Source organism: Oryzophilus luti (genome assembly GCF_059726245.1).
This window is the reverse complement of record NZ_AP040874.1, coordinates 1,439,394-1,454,942: the sequence shown is the minus strand read 5'-3', so window position 1 is coordinate 1,454,942 and position 15,549 is coordinate 1,439,394. Positions and strand designations below refer to the sequence as shown.

Sequence of the window (15,549 nt, the reverse complement as noted above, 5' to 3'; positions counted from 1 at the left end):
TCCACGGCAGATCAGGCTGCGATTGAGCATAACGCAAACAGCGGTGCTCGTGTAACGGAGAGAATGGTTCTACTTTGCCAGCCGCGCCGTCTTCAGGAAGTCGTAATTGCCCGACGTGCCAAGCTGCACGTTCGTCAGCCTGCGCGAGTGCACCAGCACGTTATCCAGGTACCAGAGATTGATGTACGGCAGCTCGCGTCCGACGATCTGCTGCAACTGCACATAGTCCTCGCGGCGGTGCTGCTGGTCGGTGGAGGCGCGCGCGTCGGCAATCAGTCGGTCGACCTCCGGATTGCTGTAATAGCCGCGGTTGGCGCGTTTGGGCGCGAAGCTGGCGGTGTTGAAGACGCTGTCGAAGATGTCCGGGTCCTCGTTGCCGCCAATCCAGCGCAGCGAGTAGAGCTGGAAGGCGCCCTTGGTCACGTCCGAGTAGAAGGTGGCGAACTCGTAGCTGCGGATGTCGAGCGCGATTCCCACGTCGCGAAGCTGCTGCTGCAGCACGGCGGCCAGCAGGCGCGTCGTGGCATCCATCGAGGTCTTCATCACCAGGTGGAAGCGCACGCCGTTGGTGCCCGCGCGGTATCCGGCGGCATCCAGAATCTGCCGCGCGCGGGCGGTGTCCCGCGTGTAGTTTGGAGCGTTCGTGTCGAAGGCCCAGCTCTCCGGCGGCAGCACGCTGGAGGCCGGACGGGCCATGCCGCGCAGCAGATACTTCATGATGGCTTCGCGGTCGATGGCGTAGGCCAGCGCCTGCCGCACGCGCACGTCGCGCAGCAGCGGGTCGCGCAGGTTCAGCGCCAGGTATTGATAGATGGTGCCCGGGCCGCGCTCCACCACCAGATTCGGGTCGTTCCGCAAGGCCACCACGGTATCGGCGGGCATGGCGTTGATGGCCACGTCGGCCGAGCCTTTGCGCAACTCGAGCGCGCGTGTGTTGTCGTCTGGAACCACGGCGAAGCGCACGCGCTGCAACTGCGGCGGCGCCTGCCAGTAGTCGGGGTTGCGCTCCAGAATCACTTCCTTGTCCTGCGCGGCGCTGACGAAGCGGAACGGTCCACTGCCGACCGGGTGCTTCGCCAGTTCGTCTCCGGAGCCAACAGGAATGATGCCCAGCGCGCCATCGGAGCAGTTCCACAACAGCGATGCGCTGGGCTCTTTCAGATGCACGACGACCGTGAGCGGATCGGGCGCGTCTACCGAGGCGATGATCTTGAAGGCCGCCGAGCGTGCCGTGCGCAGCTTGCCGCCGCTGAGGGTGTCGAGCGTGTATTTCACGTCGGCCGAGGTCAGCGCGCGTCCGTCGTGGAACTTCACGCCCGCGCGCAGGTGAAAGACGTAGGTGAGCGGGTCGGGAATCTCCCAGCGCTCGGCAAGCTCGGGCTGAAGCTGGAAGTGCTCGTCGCGGCGCACGAGAGAATCGAAGATCAGCTTGTCCAGCCGCTCCGACTGCGCGTCGGTGCCGATGCGCGGATCGAGGTTCGCCGGGCTGCTTTCAATCAGCATCACTGCGGTGTTGGCGTCCGGCTTGTGCGCGCAGGCAAGCGCGCAGAGCCATGCGAACGCCAGCGCCAGGAGCAGCCCGCTTTTGCCAACCACGCGCAGGCATGGCGCGCGAGAAGAAGCTGCCGGGTGCCCCAGGTTCAGCGCCCGCGTTTGGCGCTTACCCTGGGATGCCGCAACCTGCGCCCTACGCATAGCATATCTTCCCAAGGATGGCCGGCCGCGCCGCGCCCGTGGCGGCAGGCACATTCGAGGGCTCACGGTTCCACGTCTGGTAGGCGAGCAGCGCAAAGGCCGTCGCCTCCTTGGCCTGGCTCGGCAGGCCGTGCGCGTCCGTCAGCTCGGGCTTCATGACGAGCGGTTCCAGCTCACCGGCAATCATGCGCATCAGCGTTTTGTTCTCTGTGCCACCGCCGGAGACGAAAAAGTCGTGATACTTGTTCTGCGCGCTCAACTGGCGCACGGCAATCGCAATGGAGCGCGCGGTCAGTGCCGTGGCCGTGGCCAGCACGTCGTGCTTGCCCGCCCTGCGGCACAGCTTCAGCATCTTCTGCGCGTACTCCACGCCAAACTGCTCGCGGCCCGCGCTCTTGGGTCCGGCCTTGCGGAAGAACGGCGCGCGCAGCAGTTCGGAGACCACCGGCTCCAGCACATTGCCCGTGGCGGCCAGTGAGCCATCCGGGTCATAAGGCTTGCCGAACAGGCGCAGCGTCAGCGCGTCCATGATCATGTTGCCCGGGCCGGTGTCAAAGGCGCGTACGTCTTCGGGCTTGGCTGCGGTGGGTATGGCCGTCAGGTTGCCAATGCCGCCGATGTTCTGCACAATGCGCCCGCGGCGCGCGTGCCGGTAGAGCAGAAAGTCGAGGTACGGCACCAGCGGCGCGCCCTGTCCGTTGGCGGCCATATCGGCCGGACGGAAGTCGCAAACCACGGGGCGTCCCAGCTTCGCCGCCAGCACGGAGCCGTCGCCCATCTGCCAGGTGCAGGCAATCCTGCGTCCCAGATACGGTGCGGCTGCGCCCTGGTGATAGATCGTCTGTCCGTGGCAGCCGATGAGCGCGCACTGCTCGCCAGCCTTCTTTTCCGTGGCCAGTACAGCGTCGGCATATAGTTCCGCCAGAAGAAAGTTCAGGCGCGAAAGTTCAGCCACGGAGATTGACTGCGCGTTCATCGCCGTCAGCACGGCCTTGCGCACCGCCGCGGGATAGCGGAAGCCGCAGTGCTTCACCAGTTGCAGGCGCGTGCGCTGGCCGCGGCCAAACATGCGCACCAGCGCCACATCAATGCCATCGGCGGAGGTCCCGCTCATGATCCCGGCGACGATCATAGGGCCTCGGCGGCAACGGCGTTTGACGCCATGCGTGCTTCTTCGCCCAGCAGCCACAGCCGCTGGCGCAGACGGTCAATCGCCGCGTCCGTGGGCGCCGCAGGAAAGCGTTGCGCCAGTTGCGGCGCTCGCTGCTTGTAGCGCCGGAGCTGCGCGGCGCTGGCCGTCACGTGCTCGCGGAAGCGCGCGCTGCGCTCCGCCGTGCGCAGCACCGTCTCATAGCAGGCGCGCACGCGCTCTTCTTCGTGGCAGACCAGGTAAAGGTTGCCGCCGGCGCGCAGGTGCTCCACGGCGGCCTTGTCGATCGGCATCTGGTTCATCGCGCCCGCCATCTCAAGGTCGTCGCTGATGACCAGCCCACGGTAGCCGATGCGCTTGCGCAGCACGTCGCTGATCCATTTGCGGGAGAGCGAAGCCGGTGTCTGGTCGCCGGTGATTTCCGGATAGGCAATGTGCCCAACCATGACCATTGGCAGCGCACGTGCCAGCGTGCGGTAGGGCACAAGGTCCTCGTCCCACATCCGCTTGAAAGTCTTGTGTACCACCGGCAGCGCATGGTGCGAGTCGAGCGAACCCTCGCCGAGCCCGGGGAAATGCTTGCCGCAGCCAATGACGTGGCTCTCAGCCAGCCCGCGTAGAAACTCCCGCGCGTAAATTACCGTCTGCTTCGGATCGGGCGAAACCGTGCGCGTGGTCAGCACCTTCAACGAAGGCTTCAGCCGCAGGTCGAGCACCGGCGCAAAGTCCAGGTTGAAGCCCAGCGCGCGGGCCTCCGCACCCAGAACGCGCCCGTGTTCGCGGTAGAGTTCGCGGCGGCCGCTCTGTGCAATCTCCAGCGGCGCCGGAGCCGGGGTGATTACGTTGCGCAGCCGGTCCACCGTGCCGCCCTCCAAGTCGATGGCGAGCAGCGGCGGTGCCTCAAGTTGCTTGCGCACGTCCTTCAGCAGCGCGTGTGTCTGCCGTGCGGATTCGATGTTGCGGGCGAACAGGATGACCCCGCCGGGCTGCAGCTCGCGCAGCATCGTGCGCGTGGGATCGTCCAGTGTGGTGCCCTCAAACCCGAGAATGAGCAGAGAGCCGACGGTGTGGGGAAGACTCTGGCGAGCGGCCATGGCGGAATTATTGCAGATTTTCCCCTGTGCGGAAGAGTGCATTCGCGGGGGTGGGTGGGGCGCGGAGATTCTCGGGAGTCCGCGCCCCGGTTGGCCAGTGCTACTTGAAGCTGGCGTTGGTGCGGGTCAGTACGTCGCGGTGGGCCTTGAAGTCGATCACACGATCAAAGCCGTAACCGCTCAGCGGGTTCTTCATCTGCATCTCGCGGACGGCTGCATTCACCTTGTCCAGGTCCGCCGCGGTCGGGCAAATGTAGTTGAGGTAAAACATCGCGGGGTCTTCTGTGTGCAGCGCCTGCTCGTCCACGTCGTATTCGATCACGGAGCCTTCGGCCATCAGCTTTTCCAGCAGGGGCACGAACAGTTGCTTGCTCAGCAACTCCACAGCTTCATCGGGCGCATCGTGCTTCAGCTTGTAGCTCAGTCCGCGGGAGTAGACGTTGGTGTAGTTGCCGGGCTTCCAGCCGTAGAAGCGGCTGACCAGCACCATGTCCGCGTGTTTGGTCGCCATTGTGAGCACGGCCGGTGGGTCGGCGCTCATCTTCTGGAACTGGTCGAGCACCTCGAGCAGGGAAGCCATGCTCGTGCCGCACCACCAGTCGTCATGGGTGTAACCGTCGGGTGTGTGCAGCAGGTTGAAGTCGTTTCCGTAGCACAGCAGATTGCCCTTGGCCATGCTCTGTTTCAGGATCGGATCATCGGCCATGCTCTGCTTGCCCATTTCACCCCAATGGGCGCGCGGAACATTCCACAGACCAACGTAGATGTACAGTGGGGCCTTTCCTTTCATCTCCTGCGCCGCAGCGGGCAGGACGGAAAGAGCAACAAGCAGCAACAGCAGCAAGGGAAGAACTCGGTTCCACACACCGGGCCGTACCGCAGCCCGCCACATACCGGGTTGGTTCATATTCGACTCTCTCCTTCGTATACGAAATATGGAGCCGTATGAGAGCCAGTTAAGAAATTGGGGAACCGTACCGGGAACGGGATCGGAAACATCGGGGCCAAAATTCGGGGATAGACAGCGGAGCCGGCAATGACGCGGGAGACAAGGTAGCGGCAAAGCTGCTCGTTGTCAATTAAATCTAGAGAAAATAATCAAGAAAATAGATCGCCGTTCTCTCCACTTTCGTCGTACCTTATGGCCCACGGCTGGCGAGAGCCATCTGCCCTGCCAGGGCGCCCAAAATGGAGCGCTGTCCTGTTTATGCAGGTGGGTGTGAACAAGGTGGCCGCAAAGTCTCGCGCGCATGGTTTCCCCGGCGCAAACTGCCGTTGGGACGGAGTAGTTCACGAGAGAAGGGTGTGGGGGCGAGCACTGTCCCGGAGCTTCCACGGCCTTTGAAGGAGAAATTGACCCATGCTACCTCCTCTCAGCCATCCGGGCTGGAAACAAATCATCACCGGTGAGAAGCAGGTGAAGACGTCGCAGCTTGCGGTCAACATGATGCTGTACAACAGCCGCATCCAGTACGAGCGCGACAAATCTCCTGCCAACGTCGAGCGGCTCATCCATCATGCCCGCGAGTTCTTTGCAAAGTACGAGACAGCCTACGCAGACGAACTGCGTCTGCTGTTCTCCTAGGGAGGCGACCGTTATGCTTTGTTCCATCCCGGAAGTGAATGAATGGATCGCTCAGGGCCGCCGTCTCATCCTGGCCGGCAGCGACGCCGCCTTGCAGCAGTTGCGCCCCGGCACCTGGATTGGCGGCACCACGCCCTATTTCATGGACACCGCAGGCGGCATCTGTGATGAGGAGAAAATTTTCGTCAATGCCGTGCCCGACTGCGCCACAGCGGTTGAAATCCGCAAGTACTCGGTGGAGACCCTGCCCCGCCTCTGCGCAGACGCGCCCGAAAACGGCTACAGCTTCCTGCTGCTGCCGGCTGGCAGCGCCGTTCACATGGAGTACGCGCAGGACGCGCCGACCTATCCAGGCATCTTCATGAAGCCCATTGTCGGCTGGGTCACCGGCGTGCCGGTCGCGCAGATTGGCCATGAGCTGCCGGCGGTGTTTGACGGCGAGAGCGGCGAGATATTGGAGGACCAGGCGCTGGTGATGCATGTAACGCTGCCCAAGGGCAAAGTGGCCGAGCTGGATATCGTCAACGTCTTTCATCAGGGCGAGGGTGACACCATCACCTTCGCGGAGTCGGGCTTTGAGACCAGTCAGTGTCTGGTGAATGGCCAGCCACAGGATTTTGCCGACTACCTTGCGCAAAAGGGAATTGACGTGCGTCTGCCGCTGACCGCCGATTACAACGGCAGCATCGTCAACGTCAGCATCCAGATGGTGGATCATGACGGCCACAAGGTCCGCTTCTATGGGCCGGTATTCAAGGGCGTCAGTTACAAGTTTGCCGCGCCGGTTGACGATTACGTGAAGGCCTTTGCCCGCATGGTGGAAGGCAACGAGCGGCCGCCAGTCTTCTCCTGCAACTGCATCCTCAACTATCTGTATGCCGGGCTGGAGGGCAAGAAGGTTGGCAAGGACATTGGCCCCATCACGTTCGGCGAGGTGGCTCACCAGTTGTTGAACCAGACGATGGTGCGTCTCTATCTGCGCGACGTGTAATTGCAGGCTCACAACCGAAGTTCGGAGCTTTGCCGCGGGAACCAACGCGGCGGACGGCCAGCCTCCTCCCCCAAGGTGGCTGGCCTTTTCCTTGCTTAGAAGCCGCCGAGCGAGAGCCTCAGGCGGGCTTTGCCTTTCTCCGTAAAGTTGACGGTGAGTCCCGCGGCGCCGATGGGTGTCGGCAGGAACAGTCCGATCGACGTGCTCTGGTGCGTCTGCCAGCCGAGGGAGCCAAGGTCGAAGCGCCCCGCCTGGTACCAGACGCCCACCGCCGGATCCACGCCATAGCCCTTGCGCGCCGGCTGATGCAGAACAAGTCCGCCGCTCGCGCTGTAGAAGGTGTTGGCATGGAACTCCTGATAGCGGAAGGCGCCGAACTGCGAGGAGTCCCCGACGGTGAACTGTTCGTAGAAGCTGGGCAGGTGGCCGAAGGTCGTTGCCGAGTCCACTCCGCCGAGCACGGTGGCAAAGCGGTTGACCGGATGCAACGCCAGCAGTTCCTGCCGGAAGTACGGATACGGCGCATGGCGGAAGCTGTAGCCCAGTTCGGCCTCGGCGCGAACGCCGCGTGTGGGCAGCCCCGTCGAATCCTGCGTGTTGTAGAGCAGGCGTAGCTGCGGATTGGCAAAACCTCCGCTGCGTGCGGTGACGCCGTTGGCCACCAACTCCGTGTCGTAGGAGTCGTATCCGCTCTCCACGCCCAGCCGCACCTGTGCAAAGCGCCAGGTGCCCGCACCGACGTAGAACGTGCCGCCAAAACGGTCGCGCGTGTGGTCGATGCGCAGCGCCCCGTGGTAGTCCTGTATGTGCGTCCGCTTGACGAAGACGCCCGGCGCGAAGAAATACGGCGAGCCATTCAGCGGATGGTAGTACTCCATCTTCAGGCCGGGGTCGTAGCCGATTTCCACCGCCCCCAGTCCGCGCTCCTTATAGGCATTGCCGAAGATCAGCGATGGGGAGAGCTTCAAAGTTGCTCGTGCCGGCTCCCCGTTCGAGAGGCTCATCAGCACCGAGGCTCGTTCCAGAAACTGGCGGTCGGGACGCGTCAGGAACTCCACGCGGTAGCCCTCCGGCTGCGGCGCGTGCTGCCATTCGTAGGAGGCTCCGGGAACGGCCGTGGCGGCCACCATCCCGGTCAGCACATCGTCCAGTTGCTTTTCCTTCACCGGCCCGTCGCCGAGCTTTCGCTCCAGTTCGCGCGTCACGTTCTGCTGGAACTTCTTGTTCTGTGCCACCACGGTCACCACGCGTCCGTTGGCGGGCACCTGGCGGCGGCGGGCGGCGCGCTGCGCAACCCAGGCCTGCCATTCCTCGTCATTCAGTTCGAAAGGGCGCAGTTTGTCGGCCATCTGCTTCGCGGATTTGTACCCGGCCTCGACGATGGCCAGCTTCGAGGCGTAGTCCATCGAGCTGAACTGCGTGGTGTCCACGTCAATGTTCAGGTCGGAGCGGCGGATGGATTCGCGCTCGTTCAGCGTCACGGCAATCGAGGCCGTCTGCTTCAGCACGCCGGTGAGCGATTTGAACTGGTCGGCCTGCGGCTTGGGCGTGCGCAGGCTGACGGCGATGACCGTGGTGGCGCCCATGCCGCGCACCTCGTCCACCGGAATGTTCTCCACCAGTCCGCCATCGACCAGCACCTTGTCATCCCAGTGCACGGGGGTAAAGATTGCGGGAATCGACATGGTGGCGCGCATGGCTTTTGCCAGTGAGCCGTGCGAGAGCACCACCTTGTCGGCAGCGATGAGGTCGGTGGCGACGCAGCGGAATGGCGTGGGCAGGTCGTCGAAGTTCTTGACGTCGCCGTAGGCCTGGGTGTGGCGGCTCAGCAACAGGGCCATTGCCTCGCCATTGTTCAGTCCGGCGGGCAGCGAGAAATGCTTGCCAAAGCGCAGCGTGAAATCCCCTGTGGCGCGGTGCCAGCTTTGCTTTTCCACCACGGGCTGGTCGCGGAAGCCGATGTTCGGGCTGAGCAGGACGTCGAAATCCATCTCCTTCAGCGCCTCGCGCATCTCCGCGTAGTCCATGCCGGTGGCGAAGAAGCCCGCGACGAGGCCGCCCATGCTGGTGCCGCCAATGTAGTCGACCGGGATGTGGTGCTCCTCAAAGTAGCGAAGCACGCCCACGTGCGCGAGGCCGAGTGCGCCGCCGCCGCTGAGCGCCACGCCCAGCTTGTGTCGCGAAGGAATGGCCGGAGGCAGTGCGGAGGGCACAAGCGGTCTCGCAGGTGCTGCAGCGTCAGTGGGCACCGCAGTCGGCGCCTGCATGGAAGATGCGGCGGACTCCGTTTGTGTGGATGGGGCCGTCTGCTCCACGGCGGGCGTTTGTGCCCAGGCGGCGAAGCAGAGAAGCAGAACGATGGCAACAGCGCGGCAAGTGCGCAGGATCATGAACGAACTCCTGACGGAGATTCGAGAGGTCATTTTGATTGGAGCACGTTCACGGCTCAGTTTCAACGTGGCCGCGTGCTTCTCCCGGTTACGCAGTAGGCACATGCGGGATTGGACGCGCGCCGGAGCATAACGCATGCCGGGCCTGATCCGTGGAGTGCTTCGGGGGCGTGCCCCACTTCTGCCTGTTGTTGGCAGAAGTGGGGTGAGTATCTCTGAAAGGAATTCGCCGTCTGCGTTAATCCACCTGCTTCTTCAGTTCGTAGAGCAGGTTCAGCGCCTCGCGCGGGCTGAGCGCGTCAAGGTCGGCCTCGCGCAGCCGGTCCAGCACCGCGTTGGAGACCGGCGTGAAGATGGTCAACTGCATCGGGCTGCCTGCCTCGTGAGGCTCCGTGTTCAGGTCCTTGCTGGTGCGGTGCTCGGCGTTCTCGTGCTCGTTCAGCACCTGGCGCGCGCGCGTCACCACCTCCTGAGGCAGTCCGGCCAGCTTCGCCACCTCAATGCCGTAGCTCTTGTCGGCCGCACCCTCTTCCACCTTGCGCAGGAAGACCACGTTGCCGCCTTTCTCGTTCACGCTGACGTGGTAGTTCTTCACGCCCTTCATCAGCGTCTCCAGTTCGGTCAACTCGTGGTAATGCGTGGCAAACAGCGTCTTGGCCTTGGTCCGGCGCTGCAGGAACTCGACCACCGCCCACGCGATGGCCAGCCCGTCGTAGGTGGCTGTGCCACGCCCAATCTCGTCAAGCAGAATGAGCGACTGCGCGGTGGCCGTGTTCAAAATCGCCGCCGTCTCCGTCATCTCGACCATGAAGGTCGAGCGTCCTCGCGCCAGGTTGTCACTGGCGCCAATGCGCGTAAAGATGCGGTCCACCGGAGTCAGACGCGCGCTGCGTGCCGGAACGTAGGAGCCCATCTGCGCCATCAGCAGGATCAGCGCCGTCTGCCGCAGGTAGGTCGATTTGCCGCCCATGTTCGGCCCGGTGATGAGCAACAGGTTCTGCGTGGCGGCGTTCAGGTAAAGGTCGTTGGGCACAAAGCGGTCGTTTGAGCCAGTCAGCTCCGGCTGCTCAATGACCGGGTGGCGTCCGCCAAGGATCTCGACGTCGCCGGAGTCATCGAACTGCGGGCGGCAGTAGTCGCGCTCAGCGGCCAGGTGCGCCAGCGAGGCGAGCACGTCGATCTCCGCCACCGCGCCGGCCGTGGCGCGTATGCGGCGGGCCTCGGAGGCGATGGCCGCGCGCAGCTCGGCAAAGATGCGCCGCTCAATCTCGACGATCTTCTCTTCGGCGGCCAGCACCTTGCCTTCGTATTCCTTCAGCTCCGGCGTGGTGAAGCGCTCGGCATTCACCAGCGTCTGCTTGCGTTCGTAGTCGGTGGGCGCCAAGTGCAGGTTGGCCTTGCTGATTTCAATGTAGAAGCCGAAGACGTTGTTGAACTTCACCTTCAGCGAGTTGATGCCGGTGCGTTCGCGCTCGCGCTGCTCAATCTGCGCAATGTACTGCTTGGAGTTGCGGCTGATGTCGCGCAGCTCGTCCAGTTCAGCGTCAATGCCCGGGGCGATCACGCCGCCGTCATTGAGCGTCATGGGCGGCTCCGGCACAATCGAGCGCTCCATGCGCTCGCGCAGGTCGGCCAACTCGTCCAACCCCGCGTGCAACTCCACCAGCCGTGGTGCGTTCAGCTTGGCTAGGCATTTCTTGACTGCGGGCAGCTTGCCGAATGAGGCTGCCAGCGCCAGCAGGTCGCGCGGGTTCGCCGTCTCCAGCGAGACGCGTGAGAGCAGGCGCTCAATGTCGAGGATGCCGTCCATCGAGCGGCGCAGTTCCTCGCGCGCAATGGTGTTGCGCACACCGGCCTCGACAGCGTCGAGCCGCGTGCCGATCTCCGCCTGTTCCAGCAAGGGGCGCAGCATCCACGAGCGCAGCAGCCGCTTGCCCATCGGCGTCACCGTGTTGTCCAAGGCGCGGAACAGCGTGATGGAGTCGCCGTTGGCGGCGAACAGCGGTTCGATCAGTTCCAGGTTGCGAACGGTGACGGCGTCAAGAATGAGGCAGCCCTGGCGTTCGTAGTAGCCAATGCAATCGACGTGCTCAAGCGTGCCGCGCTGCGTCTGCTTGACGTAATGCAGGATGGCACCGGCGGCGCAGGCGGCCACCGCGTGGTGCGCCAGGCCAAAGCCCTCCAGCGACATCACGCCAAAATGGTTCTCAACCATCGGAATCGCGTAGTCCGGGGCGAACACCCAGTCTTCCAGCGGCGTCTCCGCCCAGCGGATGCCCTGCAACTCGGCCACGGCCACCGCGGGCGAGGGCGCAGGCGTCGTCCCCGGCAGCTCCGGCGTTCCGTTTGTGCGCGGAAACAGCGGCAGCGACGAAGCGAACAGCAATTCGTGCGGACGCGTGGTCTGCAGTTCTTCCAGAATGCGCCGGTCGGCTTCTTCGCCCGTGAACTCCGTGGCGCGGAACTCGCCGGTGGAGAGGTCGAGCGCGGCAAACCCCACGGTGTCCCCGGCGCGCGCGACGGCGGCCAGAAAGTTGTTCTCTTCGCTGGAGAGTTGCGAATCAGCGGCAGTGCCGGGCGTGACCACGCGCGTGACTTCGCGCCGCACCAGCTTCTTGGTCAGCTTGGGGTCTTCCATCTGGTCGCAGATGGCGACCTTGTAGCCCTTGCGGATGAGCCTCGAGATGTAGTTTTCCGCCGCGTGGTAGGGGACGCCGCACATCGGGATCGGCACGCCATCGACCTTCTGGCGCGAGGTCAGCGTCAGCTGCAATTCGCGCGAGGCCGTCACCGCGTCATCAAAAAACAATTCGTAGAAGTCGCCGACGCGAAAGAAGAGCAGGGCGGTGGGGTGATCCTTTTTGATTGCGGCGTGCTGCCGCATCAGCGGCGAAGAGGCATCATTCATGATTGGGACCGAGTATGAAAAGCTGAGTATAGCGGAAACGCGCCTGTGCGGGTGAGGTCTGTCGCGCGAATCCAGGGGCCTGCGCTCTTGTATAATCAACTATTCGGCAGAGATCGTTTTACGCATCTGTTGGATGCGTCTGTTCGATAGTTCGGGCAAGATCAGGAGACACACTTTGCAGGCAGAAATCGGCATTATCGGCGGCAGTGGACTTTACAGCATGAAGGGACTTACCGATATCACGGAAGTCCGCCTTGAAACCCCCTTTGGCAGCCCCTCGGACGCATACGTCATCGGCACGCTCAGCGGACGCCGCGTTGCGTTCCTGGCGCGCCACGGCCGCGGACACCGCATTTCGCCAACCGAGCTGAACTTCCGCGCCAACATTCACGGCTTCAAGCAGCTTGGCGTCGAGCGCATTCTCTCGGTCTCCGCCGTGGGCTCGCTGAAGGAAGAGCATAAGCCGACCGATTTCGTTATCCCCGACCAGTTCTATGACCGCACCAAGCAGCGCGTCTCCACCTTCTTCGGCGAAGGCGTGGTGGCGCACGTCGGCTTCGGTGACCCGGTCTGCGGCGAGACTTCTGCCGTGCTGCATGAGGCCTGCCAGGCCGCCAAGGTCAACAGTAAGCTGGGCGGAACCTATGTCTGCATGGAAGGGCCGCAGTTCTCCACCAAGGCTGAGAGCAACGCCTACCGCAAGTTCGGCTTTGACGTGGTTGGCATGACCAATCTGCAGGAAGCCAAGCTCGCGCGCGAAGCCGAGCTGTGCTACTCCACGGTTGCCATGGTCACCGACTACGACTGCTGGCATGAGTCGCATGACGCCGTTACCGTGGAACAGATTGTGGCCGTGCTGCACCAGAACGCCGAGAACGCCTGCAATGTGGTGCGCGAGGCCGTTGCCCGCCTGCCCAAGGAGCGCAAGTGCTCCTGCGGCTCGGCGCTGGCCACCGCCATCATCACCTCGCGCGAAGCCATTCCAGCTGAGACGCGCGAGAAGCTGAAGCTGATCATCGGCAAGTACCTCGGATAGGAGACGCAATCGCATATGTCAATTCTTGTTGTCGGCTCCGTTGCCTTTGACACGCTGAAGACGCCGTTTGGCGAGCGCGAGAAGATTCTCGGCGGCGCCGCTACCTACTTTTCGCTTTCCGCCAGCTTTTACACCAAGGTGCGCGTCGTCGCCATCGTCGGCGAGGACTTCACCCCGGCTCACGAGCAGGTGATGACCTCCAAGGGCGTGGATACCACCGGACTGGAGCGCGCCGCGGGCAAGACCTTCCACTGGGGCGGCGAGTACGGCGAGAACCTGAACGAGGCCAAGACCAAGTTCACCGACCTGAACGTCTTCGAGCAGTTCTCGCCGAAGATTCCCGACGCCTACGCCGACACCGACTACCTGTTCCTGGCCAACATTCAGCCGGAGCTGCAGCTCGACGTGCGCCACAAGATGCCGAACGTCAAGCTGGTTGGCGGCGACACCATGAACCTGTGGATCAACATCAAGCGCGCCGAACTGGAGAAGACCCTGGCCGAAGTCGACGTGCTGCTGATCAACGACACGGAAGTGAAGATGCTCGCCGGCGATACCAGCGTGCCGCGTGCGGCTCGCAAGGTGATGGCAATGGGCCCCAAGGCGCTCGTGGTCAAGCACGGCGAGTACGGCGCGACCATCTTCTTCCGCGACGGTTCGCAGCCGTTCCGCGCTCCCGCCCTGCCGATTGAAGAAGTGTTCGACCCGACCGGCGCGGGCGACAGCTTTGCAGGCGGCTTCATGGGCTACATCGCCAGCCAGAAGGACACTTCGCCGAACACGCTGAAGCACGCGATGTTCTACGGCAGCGTGATGGGCTCGTTCGCGGTGGAGAAGTTCGGCACCGAGCGCTTGCAGGCGCTTACGCGTCCGGAGATCGAGAACCGCTTCGAGCTGTTCCGCGAGCTGACGCACCTCGAGTAATCACCAATCATCACGGGGCCGCTGCGGCGGCCCCAACGCACGTCTGCGGCATGCATCGTGGACGTCATCATTAGCAGGGAATTGAATCTTGGCGGATTTTGAAGAGCGCGGCGCATCGCAGGACCTTCTTCTGGTCGCTGCTCTCAGTACAGTTGCTTCCATCTGCGCCTTTGTCTGGTATTACACGCACAATCAGGTGCTGCTTTATGGCGACGCCGTCGCGCACCTGAACATTGCGCGGCGGGTCTTCGACTCGCGCGATCCCGGCCCGTTGCAGCTTGGCACCGTCTGGCTGCCTTTGCCGCACGTGCTCTCCATCCCGTTCATCTGGAGTACGCGGCTGTGGCAAAGCGGCATCGGAAGTTCCGTGGTCTCCATGCTGGCCTACGTCTTCGGCACGCTTGGCGTCTTCCGCCTGGTTCGCGGACGCGCCTCGCGCACCTCCGCATGGTTTGCCGCCGCCATCTACGCGCTGAATCCGAACCTGCTCTACATGCAGTCCACGGCCATGACGGAGAGCATCTTTCTCTGCGCCATGGTCTGGGCGCTGCGCTATCTTGACGAATTTCTGCGCGGCCTCTTTGGCGAGCGCGAAACCGGCTTGCCCGCGCGGCTGGCGCCTTCGGTGGCGCTCTCGCGCTGCGGCGTGGCGCTTGGTGCGGCCATCTTCACGCGCTATGACGGATGGATTCTCGCCTTCCTGACCGGCACGGTTGCCGTGCTGGCCATCATCGCCGCCCGTGTCCGCCGCATGGACTTCAACGACTATCGGCTGGGCCGCGCGACGTTTGGTTTCCTGCTGTTCCTTACGCTGTGCCCCACGCTGTGGCTGGCGCACAATTACGCCATCTCGCGCCATCCGCTGGACTGGCTGAATGGGCCGTACTCGGCCAAGGCCATTGAGCAGCGCACCACGCGCCCTGGAGATGCGCCCTATCCCGGCAAGAACAACATGCTCACCGCCGGACTCTACTTTGAGAAGTGCGCGCGCATGCAGATGGCGGAAGGCCCCGCCGAGTGGGCGTTGCTCGCGCTGGCCATCTTCGGCGGCTTGACGGTGCTGGTGCGTCCGTTGCGCATGGCGGCGTTTCTGGTGCTGTGGTTCCCGCTGCCGTTCTATGCGTATTCGGTGGCCTATGGCAGCGTGCCCATCTTTCTACCGGTGTGGTGGCCCTATGCGTTCTACAACGTGCGCTATGGGCTGGAGATGCTGGCGGCCTTCGCCGTCTGCATCGGCTTGCTCTGCGGCGGCCTGCTGAAGCTGGAAGGCATGCGCTGGACCAAGCCCGTGGCGTTCGTCGCACTCGCCATCGTCGCCTTCGGCTATGCCACGGTCTGGCAGGGAGACTCGCGCTACCAGTGGGGCGTCAATCCGCACATCAAGGCGCCAATCTGCCTGCGGGAAGCCTGGTTCAACGGTGGTCCGCGCATGCAGGCAGAAGCCGAACTCGGCCACTACCTGAGCACACTGCCCGCCGAGAGCAGCATCCTCATCTCCGAAGGTTCACATGTGGGTGCCTTGCAGAGCGGCGGCATTCCACTGCGCCGCACCATCAATGAGACTACGTTCATCAGTTGGGACGCTGCATTGAGCGCGCCTGCCGCCGTCGCCGACTACGTTGTCACCTGGGGCGACGATGCCGTGGCCAAGGCCGTCAAGATCAACCCCCGCGGACTGGAGCCGCTGAAATCGTTCACCTTCGACGGGCAGACGGTTGCGGTCTACCGCAGCCAATGGCGCACTCACTAACCGCGGAGCCGAACTCATTCACACAA

General features: G+C 63.5%; 11 protein-coding genes. 5 read left to right on the top strand and 6 right to left on the bottom strand.

All coding sequences use genetic code 11. The features are described from left to right. Positions 1-69: 69 nt before the first annotated feature. The 4 genes from AC6IZO_RS06310 to AC6IZO_RS06295 all read right to left on the bottom strand — a co-directional run bounded on the left by AC6IZO_RS06310 (position 70) and on the right by AC6IZO_RS06295 (position 4,729). Positions 70-1,695 (bottom strand): ABC transporter substrate-binding protein, encoded by a 1,626-nt coding sequence (locus tag AC6IZO_RS06310; protein WP_497809102.1) that lies wholly within the window; start codon positions 1,693-1,695, stop codon positions 70-72. Next, positions 1,688-2,827, bottom strand: coding sequence for an anhydro-N-acetylmuramic acid kinase (locus AC6IZO_RS06305; RefSeq protein WP_497809100.1), 1,140 nt, complete (start codon positions 2,825-2,827; stop codon positions 1,688-1,690). Before AC6IZO_RS06305 ends, AC6IZO_RS06310 begins: the two co-directional genes overlap by 8 nt. Beyond that, complete coding sequence (gene nagZ / locus AC6IZO_RS06300) at positions 2,824-3,939, bottom strand: beta-N-acetylhexosaminidase (protein ID WP_497809098.1); 1,116 nt, start codon at positions 3,937-3,939, stop codon at positions 2,824-2,826. Before nagZ ends, AC6IZO_RS06305 begins: the two co-directional genes overlap by 4 nt. 100 nt (positions 3,940-4,039) lie before the next feature. Then, complete coding sequence (locus AC6IZO_RS06295) at positions 4,040-4,729, bottom strand: hypothetical protein (protein WP_497809096.1); 690 nt, start codon at positions 4,727-4,729, stop codon at positions 4,040-4,042. 570 nt (positions 4,730-5,299) lie between these two features. Between AC6IZO_RS06295 and AC6IZO_RS06290 the strand changes: the two genes are divergently transcribed. Together AC6IZO_RS06290 and AC6IZO_RS06285 are read left to right on the top strand one after the other, a co-directional pair. Further along, entirely contained in the window at positions 5,300-5,524 is a 225-nt protein-coding gene (locus AC6IZO_RS06290; protein ID WP_497809094.1) for a hypothetical protein, read from the top strand. A 13-nt stretch (positions 5,525-5,537) separates the two neighbouring features. Then, positions 5,538-6,515: a DUF6976 family protein gene (locus tag AC6IZO_RS06285; protein WP_497809092.1), complete on the top strand. Its 978-nt coding sequence runs from the start codon at positions 5,538-5,540 to the stop codon at positions 6,513-6,515. A 95-nt stretch (positions 6,516-6,610) separates the two neighbouring features. Here the strand turns inward: AC6IZO_RS06285 and AC6IZO_RS06280 are convergent, their stop codons facing one another. After that, entirely contained in the window at positions 6,611-8,905 is a 2,295-nt protein-coding gene (locus AC6IZO_RS06280) for a patatin-like phospholipase family protein (RefSeq protein WP_497809090.1), read from the bottom strand. Between the two features lie 238 nt (positions 8,906-9,143). After that, positions 9,144-11,813, bottom strand: coding sequence for a DNA mismatch repair protein MutS (gene mutS, locus AC6IZO_RS06275; RefSeq protein WP_497809088.1), 2,670 nt, complete (start codon positions 11,811-11,813; stop codon positions 9,144-9,146). A gap of 175 nt (positions 11,814-11,988) precedes the next feature. On the opposite strand from mutS, the gene mtnP reads away from it, so the two are divergent. The 3 genes from mtnP to AC6IZO_RS06260 all read left to right on the top strand — a co-directional run bounded on the left by mtnP (position 11,989) and on the right by AC6IZO_RS06260 (position 15,523). Further along, entirely contained in the window at positions 11,989-12,849 is an 861-nt protein-coding gene (gene mtnP / locus AC6IZO_RS06270) for an S-methyl-5'-thioadenosine phosphorylase (RefSeq protein WP_497809086.1), read from the top strand. Positions 12,850-12,864: 15 nt separating this feature from the next. Beyond that, positions 12,865-13,773: a PfkB family carbohydrate kinase gene (locus tag AC6IZO_RS06265; RefSeq protein ID WP_497809084.1), complete on the top strand. Its 909-nt coding sequence runs from the start codon at positions 12,865-12,867 to the stop codon at positions 13,771-13,773. Between the two features lie 88 nt (positions 13,774-13,861). After that, positions 13,862-15,523: a glycosyltransferase family protein gene (locus AC6IZO_RS06260; RefSeq protein WP_497809082.1), complete on the top strand. Its 1,662-nt coding sequence runs from the start codon at positions 13,862-13,864 to the stop codon at positions 15,521-15,523. Positions 15,524-15,549: the final 26 nt, after the last annotated feature.